We start from the raw sequence: 12,691 nt of genomic DNA on the forward strand, positions 1-12,691 counted from the left end.
AAAATTATATTAATGCTGAAATGGTTTTAATTTTTCCCAGTTGAATATAACCCCAACACCTGGATAATCAGGAGCGACTGCCCTATGGTTTTCAACCACCAAAGGTCTTGTCGTGTATTCGTCAATTGGGAAACTGTGTACTTCTAACCATCCTGAATTTGGTTGGGAGGATACTAAACTAACGTGCAATTCCTGCATGCCATGAGAACAGGCAGGGATACCATGTTTATCGGCTAATCGGGCCGCAGCCAACCACCCTGTTACACCGCCACAGTTGGATGCATCTGGTTGTACAAAAGACAGTTTTGCTTGGTCAAACGCATACTCAAATTCATGAATAGTATGTAGGTTTTCACCCATTGCTAAAGGAAAACCTGTAGCATCAGCTATTTCTCCAAACCCTTTATAATTATCTGGAATAATAGGTTCTTCAAACCAAGTAATATCATATTGTTTAAAACCTTCTATAGCTTTAATCGCTTTTTCAACTGTCATAGAATAATTGGCATCCACCATAAAGGTTACATCTGGACCAATATATTCTCGAACAGCTTTTATTCGCTCTAAATCTTCTTCAAGATTCTCACGACCTATTTTAATTTTTACTGCATTGAAACCTCTTGCTAAGTATCCTTTCATATTATCCAATAATTTTTCAATTGGAAACATTAAATCAATACCACCACAATAGGCTTTACAAGTATTACCGTGTCCACCAGCCATTTTCCATAAAGGTTGGTTCGCCTTTTTACAACGAATATCCCATAAAGCAATATCAACTGCAGAAATAGCAAAAGAAGCAATACCTCCACGACCTACATAATGTACATGCCATTCTAGAAAGTCATAAATACCTTCAACATCAGTACCATCTTTTCCAATTAAAGCATCAGCAAAATCATGCTCAACCATAGCTTTAATTGCAAAACCACCTTTTCCACCGGTATAAGTGTAACCAGTACCCTCGCTACCATCTTCAAGGATTATGGTTACTGTAACTAACTCAAAATGGTAGTGATCTCCATGTTTAGCATCAGACATTACTTCTGGTAATGGCACTGTAAAAAGGCGCGTTTTTACACTTGAGATTTTTGTACTCATTACTTTTTAGGATTATGTCTTACGTAAAATGTTTTCTTCTCTAAATATTGTTCGAAACCATATTTTCCATCTTCACCTCCCGAACCTGATAATTTATAGCCATTATGAAACCCTTGATGTTGCTCTCCATGACCTCTATTTACATAGATTTCTCCGTATTCAAGTTCATCATTGCATTTCATGATTGTATTCATGTCGTTTGTAAATACCATGGCGGCCAAACCATATTCACAATCATTGGCATAACCAATAACTTCATCAAATGTTTTGAATTTTAGGACGGGTAAAATTGGTCCAAATGATTCTTCATGAACAATGGTCATATCTTGGGTTACATTGGTTAAAACAGTAGGTTCAAACCAATAGCCTTTTTCAAATTGAGTTCCAGTTGGTTTCTTTCCTCCCGTGGCAACTGTGGCGCCTTCCTTAATACTTACCGCTACTAAATGTTCCATTTGCTTTAATTCGTTGGCATTTACTTTTGGTCCCATATCTGTATCTTCCAACATGGGGTCTCCAACTTTTAGCTTCTCAACTTTAGCTATGAATTCCTCCATAAAAACATCATAAATATCTTCATGGATATACATGCGCTCGTTACAGGTACAAACTTGTCCACAGTTATCAAAACGAGAATGCAAGGCAGCATCTACGGCAGCATCAATATCAGCATCTTCAAAAACAATAAAAGGGGCTTTGCCTCCTAATTCAAGTTGGACGTGTGTTAAATTTTGAGCTGCATTTCTAGCTATTTGTTGACCAACAGGTGTAGAGCCTGTCATAGTTACCATTTTGGTAATCGGACTTTCAACAAGGGCATTGCCCATAGCACGACCTGGCCCAGTTAAAATATTAATTACTCCAGCTGGAATCCCCACTTTATTTGCGAGATTTCCTAATTCAAGAGTTGTTAAAGGTGTTTCGGAAGTTGGTTTGATTACAATAGTATTTCCTGCAATTAAAGCGGGACCTAATTTACGGGCTGCAAGCGCTAATGGGAAATTCCAAGCTGTAATGGCTACTACAACACCTCTGGGGATTTTTTGAATCCAGATTTGTTCGTTTGGGTTGTCGGAAGGGATAATATCACCTTCAATTCTACGGGCGCCTTCACATGCATATTCAATAAAGGACGATGCCACAGCAACTTCGAATCGTGCTACTTTTAATAATTTCCCTTGCTCTTTAACCAGTAACTGTGCTAAATTTTCAGCATTTGCCTTTATCTCGTTGGAAAACTTATACAATAGATTGGCTCTTTCCCGAGCAGGTAGTTTTTTCCACTTTTTTTGCGCTTTGTCAGCAGCTTCTAAAGCTTCAATAGCTTCTTCGGGCGTTCCGTTTTGCACTTTTGCTACCACTTCTTCTGTAGATGGACTAATAATATCAATAGTTTCACCAGAAGAAGATGTTTTCCATTTTCCGTTTATAAATAATTGGTATTCTTTTATTTCTGACATGGTACTGTGTTTTAAAATTGTTAATGATTATCTACCCATCCAACCACCGTCAACAAGTACCGTAGTGCTATTCATATAACGGTCTAGTATAACATAACCGTCAGTTACGGGTTAAATATGCGTTAATTTTCGGTTTAGAACTGGCGTTAGCAATTCCGAGTGGATTCGGACGTAGTCGAATCCGCCGTAATTACGGTTATACATTGTTGTGGTGCGTTTTTATTTCCGTCAGTTTATTTTCTATTTTAGGGTTTATTTTTGTCAAATCGTTAGCAAATTCCATTTTGTCTTTTGGGGAAATTATTATTAGGTCAAATTTTCCATAAGTCAATTCAATTCTGTCTAAAGAAGGTGCTGGTGATGAAATCAGATTGTTCGACTTTGTAATGGATTTTATTTTATTTATGTCAAATGATTTATTGTAAACAAAGCCGCATTTGACTTTTAAAATTCCATTTTCCGTAATCGCGTATTCAGTCGAAAAATTTAGATATAGACAAAATCCGTAGACCAATAAATGAATTCCTGCGACCGATAGAATCGCTTCTAAGCGTTCATTTTTGTAAACCATATATCCAAGAATAGGTAAGAACAACAAAGTCAGAAATCCCATTACTCCATATCCGAATTTTGATTTATATATTTTCATCGTTATTTGTTTCTATCGTTTGGTCAAATGCACCACAACTTGCCGCTTCTGATGTTAAAAACACGGTTGGTCCAGCAAAATCTTCAGGATTTCCCCATCTGCTAGCTGGAATACGCTCTAATATGGATTTGTTTCTATCTGGGTTGTTTCTTAATGCCTCTGTATTATCTGTTGCTATATATCCAGGAGCTATTGCATTTACGTTAACACCTTTTCCTGCCCATTCATTCATTAGCAAAAGTCATGGTCATTTGTCCAATAGCTCCTTTACTTGCTGCATATCCAGGAACTCCTTCACCAACTGCATCAATTACTCCAGACATTTCGTGACCAATTGTTTCTGGTATTTTAACACGTTTATCCATCATTCCATGATAAATGTGAACATCAGTTCCACAAACACCTACATAAGCAACTTTTATTCTTACTTCGTCGTTTTTTGGTTTTACAATGTCTTTATCTATAACATTGAAAGTTTGATTCCCTTGATATTGAGTAGCTTTCATTTCTAATTATCTTTTTATTCTCTTATTTAATTCTTGTTAATAGGTCTAAATGTTCTCACATAATCAATGAAATACTTATTTTTAGATTCGTCTTTAAGTTCTTCATCTGTTGGTGTAATAGGTGGGTTTTTTCTTGACCTCCAATCGTGATCTTCTAAATCAATAATTAGAAACATTTTTCTATTCAGTCCTACGTTTTCAGGATCATTAATGCTTTCTTTTCTTATTTTATTTACTAATTTTCCATCATAATAAATGTCTATTGTAAATGCATCTTTCCAATAAGCACCGTATGTATGAAAGTCATTTCTCCAAGGAGAACCATCTTCAGTTTTATGTTTTACAGATTTATTAATGTCTTTAATAATTGAATTATCACTGTCATTTCTTAAGAAAACATGTGTGTTTGAAGCTGCATTCGCAGCAAACCATTTTTCACTATCTCTATCTCCACCATAACATTCTATGATATCTAATTCGCGTTTATCATCTTTGCTTAAAAACCAGAAATTTGAAGACAAAACTTGATTCGCAATTTTTGCTCTTACTTCTGTGTAAATAGGATATTTTACTTCTTTTTTTGATGTAATTACACCACAATAAACTCTGTTTGTATTCGGTTTTCTTGAGGCACTTATAATTAAATTTCCATTTTTAACATCAGAATTATTAGAAGTCCATTCTGTTAAACCTGGACCTCTCCAGCCATTAAAATAGGTATCATTCCAATTCTTTTCGAATTCAGAATTTTTTCCTTCGTAATTAAATTCATCAGAAAATACTGCTTCAATTTGCCAAGTTTGATTTAATTCTGGGTAGTTTTTAGCTATTGATTTTGCAATAACTCCGTTGTTAAATTTAATTACTAAATCTTGATTTTCGTTTGTGCCACTCTGTGATGTTGTGTCTTGAGATGCAGAACAAGAGAAAAATAGTATTCCAATTGCGACTAAAAATAGTGTGTTTATAGACTTCATATTTATTGAATATTAATATTGATTATTTGTGATGGCAGGTCTTCTGAAGTTGCCGTAATTTTTACTAATCCTTTTTTATCTTTTGCTTGAATAATCAATAATGTTCTTCCATTGTGAGTTGTTCCAGAATTAGATTGAAATTTCTCAACACTCTTTTTCCAACCATTATCAATACCTAAAAGTTTTGCATGCCCCTCTAAGTTGAAAGTGATTAGTCTATCATCTGTTTTTACAGGGTTTCCATTATCATCAGTAAGTTGAAGTATAATGTGTGATACATCGGAATGATTTGATTTTATTGTTGTTTCTTCAGAAAAAAACTGAATTTGTGTCGCTTTTCTAGCAGTAATGATTTCAGAGGTAACTTCTTGACCATTCTTAATACCTTTTGCTGTTAGCTTGCCGTCTGTAAAAGACACGCCCCATTTATAGATATGGTCTTCAAAATCAGATAATTTCTTTTTACCCAATGATTTGTCGTTTAAAAATAATTCAATGCTTTCACAGTTTGAATAGATTTCAACAGAAATCATGTCGTTTTTATTATAATTCCAATGCTCGTTAACATCCTGCCATTCCCAAAGGGCATGTTTCCACTTTTCAGAGTCTTTAGCAACTATATTACCATTGTTGTCAATTTTATTGAGTGATTTTTCTATGTTTTGAGTTGCGATATGAATATGAGGTTCATCGTTCCATAACGTTTTCATCATATGGTAAGAGCCTTTTTTAAACCCAGCAGAATTCAATAATCCAGAAGGCTGAACACGAACAGGCCATGGGTCTCTAATTTCACCCATATAATCAATACCTGTCCAAAGAAAAGTGCCAGAGATATGTGGACGTTCCATAATAGATTTCCACTCGTGGTATTGGGCTAGATTTTCGGTACCCATAATGGGTTTGTCTGGATGGTTTTCATGACCATAATCATATAAAACCCTTCTGTAACTGTAACCAACAACATCTAAAGCATCTGCAAAGCCAGATAAATGACTTGCTGAAGGCAGAATTAAATTAGCGGTAACTGGTCTTGAGCTGTCCAATTCTTTTACCCATTTCGATAATTTTTGTGCTGTTTCACCAATATCATACTTCCCTTTTGGTAGGGTTTCTAATTGGTGTTTAATTTCTTCAGTGGTATGTGGTGGTTCTGACCAGAAATAGTTGCCATCCCAATCCATATTATTAAAAAAACCAGTAGCAGCAGCATTTCTAGGATACGTCCATTCAATTTCGTTACCAATGCTCCATTGAAAAATAGAGGGGTGGTTTCGGTGGCTTAACATGACATTATTGATATCTTTTTGAGCCCACTCTTGAAAATGTTCGCCATAGCCTCTAGTAATATAATCGGTACTTTTTGATTCGTTTTGATTGAAACGTTTATCTTTTGGATTGTCCCATTCGTCAAACAATTCATCTTGAACTAAAAAACCCATTTCATCACATAAATCTAAAAATTCTGTTGATGCCGGATTGTGTGAAATTCTTATGGCATTGCAACCACCATCTTTTAAAATTTGAAGCTTGCGTTTCCATACGCCTTTTGGGACTGCTGTTCCAACTAATCCACCATCATGATGTAAGCAGACCCCTTTTATTTTCATATTAACACTATTTAAATAGAAGCCCGTATTAGCATCAAATTTTATGGTTCTAGCTCCAAAGTTTGTTGTGTAATCCCCTATATTTTCATCATTTTTTAATATGGAAGTAATGGCTGTATATAGATGTGGCGTTTCAATAGACCATAGTTTTGGGTTATTGATTTCTATATTTTGAATGATTTCATCAGAGGTGTTAGCTTGAACTTTTGCTTCGTTTTCAACAGTAGCAACTTCATTACCATTTTGGTCTGAAATTTTGGTAACCAATGTGATGTTTTCTTCTGAATCAAAATCATTTTGTAATTTAATATTTAGTTTTACAGTGGCTTTTTCATCTGAAACATCAGGAGTCGTGATAAAAGTTCCCCAAACAGGAATGTGTAACTTGTTGGTGGTAATCAATTTTACATTTCTGTAAATTCCAGCACCTGTGTACCAACGGCTGTCAGCATAACGCGTGTGATCTATCTTTACAGCAATAGTATTGTCTTTCCCGTTTTTGTTTAAGTGCGGTGTTAAATCATAGTAAAAAGGCGAATATCCGTATGGGTGAAATCCCAATTTTGTGCCATTTATATAGACTTCGGAATTATTGTAAACCCCATCAAAAAGGATATAGGTAACTTCATCTTCATTAAAAACCTTATCAAATTCTTTTTTGTAATATCCATAACCTTTACTTGGTAGGTAGCCTGTAGCGTAAGCATCTTTAACTAATGTGGAATCAAAGGCTTGTTCAACAGCCCAATCGTGAGGCAAGTTTAAGCTTTTATATTTTTCATCATCTACGTCGTTAATATTTTCATTTTCCTGTGATAAATAGAATTTCCAATTTAGATTAAAATCGGTGTTTTGAGCACTATTTGTTTTTGCTTTAGGTTGATTGCAGCTCAGGCATAATATGAATGCAAAAAATATAAGATGGAAGTTTTTCATGTGCTGATATTAGGTGTGTTTAGTGCTATTAAAATCTATTATTCAATAAATCATGCCTTTTTGAAAGCAATGAATGATTAACATGGACTGGAACAAATTTAATTGATAACTATTTATTCGTAAAAATAGAAGCTAGACAAAAACTAGACACTTCAACAAATTTGTAGTTATTTATAGTTTAATAATTCTATCTTAAATCAAGAGATGAAAGTTTTTTAAATAACATCTCATCAAACTTATAAACTATCAAACCATGTGGTTATAGAATTAAAACCAAAATTATGATAGATTAATTCTTATTGTGACCCTATTGGTTGGTTTCTGTTTTTTTATCTTTTAAAACCCAACCATTTTCTGTTATTTCAATATTTGGTTGTACGTACGCGTTATGGCTAATGATTGTATTTGAATTACCACCATAATCTAAAACACCTGCTTTACTTGAACTATGATACATGGCATTTTGTGAAATAACACAACCTTCAAGGTCTTTAATGATAATGCCATAGTAAGGATAAGGAGCGCTAAATTTAGCTTCTTTTCTGCCAAACCAGCCCCAGAGACTGTTTCCTGTAATAGAAGTTCCTTTGCAGTTTTTCAATATGATTTGGCTACACATATCACCATCATCTTCACGCTCTACACCATTACTTCTAAATACATTTCCAGTAATTGTGTTTGCTGTTGAATTCTTTAATTCGATGCCAGGGCCAAAATTATGATCGATAGAACAACCTGTAATTTGCATTGAATTTGAACCAGAAAGTACAATGCCTCCAGTTTTATTCCATTCAACTCTGTTTGCTGTAACCATTATAGAAGCAGTTCCAAAGAATCTTAAAGCATTTTTTTCTTCTTGAGGCATATCTTCAGGAGCAGAGCCTCTTGCAAAAAGGCCATTGCCTTCATTGGCTGTTAATTGACAATCAATAATCCAACCATCATAACCACTTGTAGCATCAATTCCATGTTCGCCATTAAACATAATCAAGCATTTACGTACAGAAAAAACCCAACAACGTTCTAATCTAATTCCAGAACCCGTAAAGTGATTAATACGACAGTCTTCAATACAGATATATTGCTCGCAACCTGCGTTTCTAGCATAAACACCATGCATAGATTTACCTAAATTTTTACCATCTAGAGTAAGCCCAAGAATTCGAGTGCCACGGGAGTCTCCTAAATCCAATAGAGCTCTTGCATTTCCAGAAAGCGCTGAAATAGTTGTTTTGCCTTCAAAATCTTTATCTTTTTTGTCTTTGTTTTCATAGGACCAGGCAGAATAACCTAAAAGTGTAACATGAGAAGGGACTTTTATAGGGTGGATAGCATAATTTCCATGAGGAAAGTAAATTGTGCCTTCTGTTTTTTCTGCTTTTTTTATAGCAGCTAAAAGTGCTTTTGTATCATCTGTTTTTCCATCGCCAACAGCTCCAAAATCTTTGATATTTAGAAAAATATCTGTATTTTCATTTAGAATATCTTGGTTTGAGGTTTGATAATATTTTTCACCAAATGAGGTAGCATTCGATTTTGTGTTTATACTTATAAAGCTTAAAATAGTAAAAAGAGAAAGGAGTTGAAAACGATTCATGTTGTATGTTTTTAAATTATTAATTATGATAATTTTTAAAATTAGTTGACATTAATTTGTTTTGAAATAGAAGCTGAGGCACCTAAATCCAAACTACGTTGAGATGGCAATGCTCCACCAATATATACTGTATAACTGCCATCTCGTAAAATGGGTTCTCCATTTTCATTCACTTGATTAAACGTGCTTTTATTCATATTAAAATGAATCTTCTTAGTTTCGCCAGATTCAAGTTTTACACGTTGGAATGCTTTTAAATCGTAAATAGGGTCTTTTACTCCGGCAAGTGGTGAACTGATGTAAAGTTGAATAACTTCCTCTGAAGCTGTTTTTCCAGTGTTCTTAACTTCAACAGAAACGGAATAATTAGTGTCAATAGTTAATTTTTTATATTGAAATGTAGTATATGACAAGCCAAATCCAAATGGATATAAGGGTTCTTCAGTCATATATTTATACGTTCTGCCAGTCATGTTATAATCTTCGTATGGCGGTAATTGGCTTTCAGATTTTGGAAATGTAATGGGTAATCTTCCAGAAGGGGAAACATCGCCAAATAAAACGTCAGCCACAGCATTTCCACCTTCTTCACCAGGATACCAAACAAATAGAATAGCATCAGCTATATCATGAAGTTCTGGGATAGCAATTGGGCTACCACCTGTTAAAACAAGTACTAGTGGTTTATCACTTTTCTGTTTTATCGTTTTTATAAAATTGATTTGATTTTCAGGAAGTTTTAAAGTGGTTCTGTCTCCTTTATCGCTAGACGCTAAGGCTTCTCCTTCTTCGCCTTCCAACAACGCGGAAATTCCCATAACGGCAACACAAACATCCGATTGCCCTGCTTCGCCAGTTGTCCAATCTATTGGATTTACATTCTTTCTATATGGTAATACTCCCGATTTATAATTAATACTGGTTCCTGCGCTTACTTTTGCTACTATACCGTCCAATATGGTTTGAGTGCTACTGGTTAATCCGTAATAATTACCTAATAAAACTTCTTCGCTTGCAGCATTTGGTCCTACCACATAAAGTGTGCGAATGTCTTTTTTAAGCGGTAAGAGGTTGTTTTTGTTTTTTAACAACACTATCGATTTTTGTGCTGCCTCTTTAGCTAATTTTCTATGTGCATCAGAATCTATCACATCAGCAGTAATAGCATCATACGGATTAGTTCCTAATATATCAAATAATCCCAGTTTGAAGCGCGTTCGCAAATTTTCTTTTAAACGCGTATCGAGCAATGTTTCTGTAATCAATCCTTGTTTTAAAGCGTTGCCTAACACTTCATATACATTCCCACAATTAATATTGGTGCCGTTTATTAGGGCTAGTGCAGCAGATTCTTCAGGTGTTTTAGTCACTTTATGGAACCTATGGAAATCACTAATAGCACCACAATCGGAAACGATATAGCCCTTAAAGCCCCAATCATTTCGTAATATATCTTGCAAAAGATAAGGACTTCCACAACAGGGTTGCCCTAAAGTTCTATTGTATGCACCCATAACACCTTCAACATTAGCTTCTTGAACAAGGGCTTTAAATGCTGGTAAATAGGTTTCAAATAAATCTTTTTTAGAAACCACAGCATCAAATTCATGCCTAAATTCTTCAGGACCAGAATGTACTGCATAATGCTTTGCGCAAGCTGCGGCTTTTATATAATTAGGATTGTTCCCTTGTAAACCTTTAACAAAAGAGACTCCTATTTTACTTGTTAAATAAGGGTCTTCGCCATAGGTTTCTTGACCTCTTCCCCAGCGTGGATCTCTGAAAATATTAACATTAGGCGACCAAAATGTTAAACCCGCATAACGGCTTCTGTTGTTTATTTTTATGGCTTCGTTGTATTTGGCTCTAGCTTCGTCTGAAATAGCTGTGGCTATGCGTTCGACTAAAGTGTCGTCGAAAGTTGCTCCTAAACCAATGGCTTGTGGAAAAACAGTGGCTCTTCCATTTCTAGCCACTCCATGAAGTGCTTCATTCCACCAATTATACAAGGGCATGTTTAACCGTTCAATAGGTGGGCAAACATCTAACATTTGAGAGATTTTCTCATCTAATGTCATTTCATTTACTAATGCATCTACGCGCTCATCAATAGTTAACGTGTGGTTTTCCCAAGAGAATTGAAATTCATTTTCTAAAGAAGGAATATCAGTTTGTTTTTCATTGTTTTTGCAACCAGTTAACAATAATAGTACAATGACTATTGGTAGTTTCAATGAAAAAATATTTTGTGTTTGATTGTTTTTAATCATTATAATGTGCATCAATTATTTTTCGAAGATGAGGGCGTTTGTATTATCATCTTCATTTAACCCCTGTATTTACTTTACTTGACCTTGTTTTGTTATATAGGTTTAATAAATGAATTACTTTGTCTTGATAATTTGGATAGTTTATTAGATTCTGTTCTTCAATTTCTGAAGGGTTTTCATTTAAATTGAAAAGTGCGATACGTTTTTGATTTTTTTCAAAGTTATCTTCATTTGCAATTTTTATTATCAATTTCCAACCATTTTCAGTAATCATAGCTTCTTTTCCTGTACCCGATTGATTGATTAGAAATGGATGAGGTTCAATATCTTTTCCTTCTACGATTATTGGTAACAAGTTTGATGAATCCATGGCTTGATTGTTTGCTATATCTTGATTTGTTATAGCGGCAAGTGTAGCTATTATATCTATGCCCAAAATGGGTTTGCTTGATATTGAATTCGATTTGATTCTATTTGGCCAATGCGCAATAAATGGCACTCTATGTCCGCCTTCATAGGCTTGGTTTTTGCCACCTCGATAGGTGTCATTAGAACTGTGACCAGATTTAATCGTTTCAGATATAAGTAATCCACCATTATCGGATGTGAATATAAAAAGTGTATTTTCATAAACTCCTTTTTCCTTAAGTGCATTAACTATCATGTCCATTTGAACATCTAATTCTTTAACCATATCTAAATGGTTTGAAGGTGTAGTTCCTGCTATTTTGGTTCCGTTTAGTTTTTTTGAAGGTGTATGCGGTTTATGTACAGCTTGCGAGCAATAATACATAAAAAACGGTTCTTTAGATTCGCTACTTTTTTCAATAAAATCAACAGCTTTGTTAACTAAAAGTCTTCCAGCATTATAAGGGTTCCAATAACTATCGCCTAAACCTTCCATTTTATCAAGCTTAAACCCAATTTTGTCCATGTTTTTTTGTGTAATTTGAACAATTTCAGAATTTTTATTTAAAGGCACCATAACGCCATTCTCGTAAACTGCATAAGGAACGTCTTGAATACCAGCAGGATACATAAAACTATAGTCAAACCCATTTTGTTGAGGGCCTCTATCCATAACTTTTGTAATGTCAACATCTAATTCCGGTTTATTCCTGGGGCCTCTGTAAATTATATTTGGGTCATCTTTTCTAGCGAAATCCATTCCAAATCCCCATTTTCCAAAGAAGGATGTATTGTAGCCTGCTTGCTTCATTAAGTGCCCTAAAGTAAGTTGGCCTGGCTCTATGGGCGAGGGTTGATAACTACCCCAAACACCTCTTGGCGCATAACTTCTATAGCAATGGTTCCCCGTCATAATGGCATAGCGTGTAGGTGCACATAAAGCAGCAGGCGAGTGGGCATCTGTAAACATAATGCCCTCTTTTGCTAATTTGTCCAGTGTAGGTGTTTCCACAATAATATTTTTAGAGTGTAATCTTCTATATTGTGAAATATCTCCAACACCAATATCATCTGCTAAAACAACTATTATATTTGGTGTTTCTTGAGAAAAAACAATGGTTCCTATAATAATTAAAACTATTGATAAAATGTTTTTTTTCATTCTTGAAATTTATGT

8 protein-coding genes and 2 pseudogenes are annotated in these 12,691 nt (G+C 34.7%); all 10 read right to left on the reverse strand.

Annotated features, from left to right (window positions below; all coding sequences use genetic code 11):
* Positions 1-9: 9 nt before the first annotated feature.
* The 10 genes and pseudogenes from ABD935_RS01780 to ABD935_RS01825 all read right to left on the reverse strand — a co-directional run bounded on the left by ABD935_RS01780 (position 10) and on the right by ABD935_RS01825 (position 12,676).
* On the reverse strand, positions 10-1,101 hold the full coding sequence (locus tag ABD935_RS01780) for a mandelate racemase/muconate lactonizing enzyme family protein (RefSeq protein WP_345189815.1): 1,092 nt from the start codon (positions 1,099-1,101) through the stop codon (positions 10-12).
* Positions 1,101-2,561, reverse strand: a complete 1,461-nt coding sequence (gene aldA / locus ABD935_RS01785) for an aldehyde dehydrogenase (protein WP_345189816.1) — start codon at positions 2,559-2,561, stop codon at positions 1,101-1,103. The genes ABD935_RS01780 and aldA overlap by 1 nt, the downstream gene beginning before the upstream one ends.
* A gap of 196 nt (positions 2,562-2,757) precedes the next feature.
* Positions 2,758-3,210 carry a PH domain-containing protein gene (locus tag ABD935_RS01790; protein ID WP_345189817.1) on the reverse strand — a complete coding sequence of 151 codons (453 nt, stop codon included), beginning with the start codon at positions 3,208-3,210 and terminating at the stop codon, positions 2,758-2,760.
* Positions 3,197-3,509: pseudogene (locus ABD935_RS01795) on the reverse strand (SDR family oxidoreductase); the annotation flags it as partial. The pseudogene ABD935_RS01795 and the gene ABD935_RS01790, both read right to left, overlap by 14 nt.
* Positions 3,510-3,545: 36 nt before the next feature.
* A pseudogene (locus ABD935_RS01800) lies at positions 3,546-3,716 on the reverse strand (alcohol dehydrogenase catalytic domain-containing protein); the annotation flags it as partial.
* 26 nt (positions 3,717-3,742) lie between these two features.
* Positions 3,743-4,693: a LamG domain-containing protein gene (locus ABD935_RS01805; RefSeq protein WP_345189818.1), complete on the reverse strand. Its 951-nt coding sequence runs from the start codon at positions 4,691-4,693 to the stop codon at positions 3,743-3,745.
* Positions 4,694-4,695: 2 nt separating this feature from the next.
* On the reverse strand, positions 4,696-7,239 hold the full coding sequence (locus ABD935_RS01810; protein ID WP_345189819.1) for a glycoside hydrolase family 2 TIM barrel-domain containing protein: 2,544 nt from the start codon (positions 7,237-7,239) through the stop codon (positions 4,696-4,698).
* Between the two features lie 307 nt (positions 7,240-7,546).
* Entirely contained in the window at positions 7,547-8,836 is a 1,290-nt protein-coding gene (locus ABD935_RS01815; protein ID WP_345189820.1) for a right-handed parallel beta-helix repeat-containing protein, read from the reverse strand.
* A 41-nt stretch (positions 8,837-8,877) separates the two neighbouring features.
* On the reverse strand, positions 8,878-11,070 hold the full coding sequence (locus ABD935_RS01820; protein WP_345189821.1) for a glycoside hydrolase family 3 C-terminal domain-containing protein: 2,193 nt from the start codon (positions 11,068-11,070) through the stop codon (positions 8,878-8,880).
* 88 nt (positions 11,071-11,158) lie between these two features.
* On the reverse strand, positions 11,159-12,676 hold the full coding sequence (locus ABD935_RS01825) for a sulfatase family protein (protein WP_345189822.1): 1,518 nt from the start codon (positions 12,674-12,676) through the stop codon (positions 11,159-11,161).
* Positions 12,677-12,691: the final 15 nt, after the last annotated feature.

This window comes from Algibacter agarivorans (assembly GCF_039543245.1).
In the GTDB taxonomy this organism is placed as follows: Bacteria; Bacteroidota; Bacteroidia; order Flavobacteriales; family Flavobacteriaceae; genus Algibacter_G; species Algibacter_G agarivorans.

Coding starts and splice junctions, on each gene's coding strand:
- ABD935_RS01780 (WP_345189815.1), bottom strand. CDS start 1,101: ATGAGTACAAAAATCTCAAGTGTAAAAACGCGCCTTTTTACAGTGCCA.
- ABD935_RS01790 (WP_345189817.1), bottom strand. CDS start 3,210: ATGAAAATATATAAATCAAAATTCGGATATGGAGTAATGGGATTTCTG.
- ABD935_RS01805 (WP_345189818.1), bottom strand. CDS start 4,693: ATGAAGTCTATAAACACACTATTTTTAGTCGCAATTGGAATACTATTT.
- ABD935_RS01810 (WP_345189819.1), bottom strand. CDS start 7,239: ATGAAAAACTTCCATCTTATATTTTTTGCATTCATATTATGCCTGAGC.
- aldA (WP_345189816.1), bottom strand. CDS start 2,561: ATGTCAGAAATAAAAGAATACCAATTATTTATAAACGGAAAATGGAAA.
- ABD935_RS01825 (WP_345189822.1), bottom strand. CDS start 12,676: ATGAAAAAAAACATTTTATCAATAGTTTTAATTATTATAGGAACCATT.
- ABD935_RS01815 (WP_345189820.1), bottom strand. CDS start 8,836: ATGAATCGTTTTCAACTCCTTTCTCTTTTTACTATTTTAAGCTTTATA.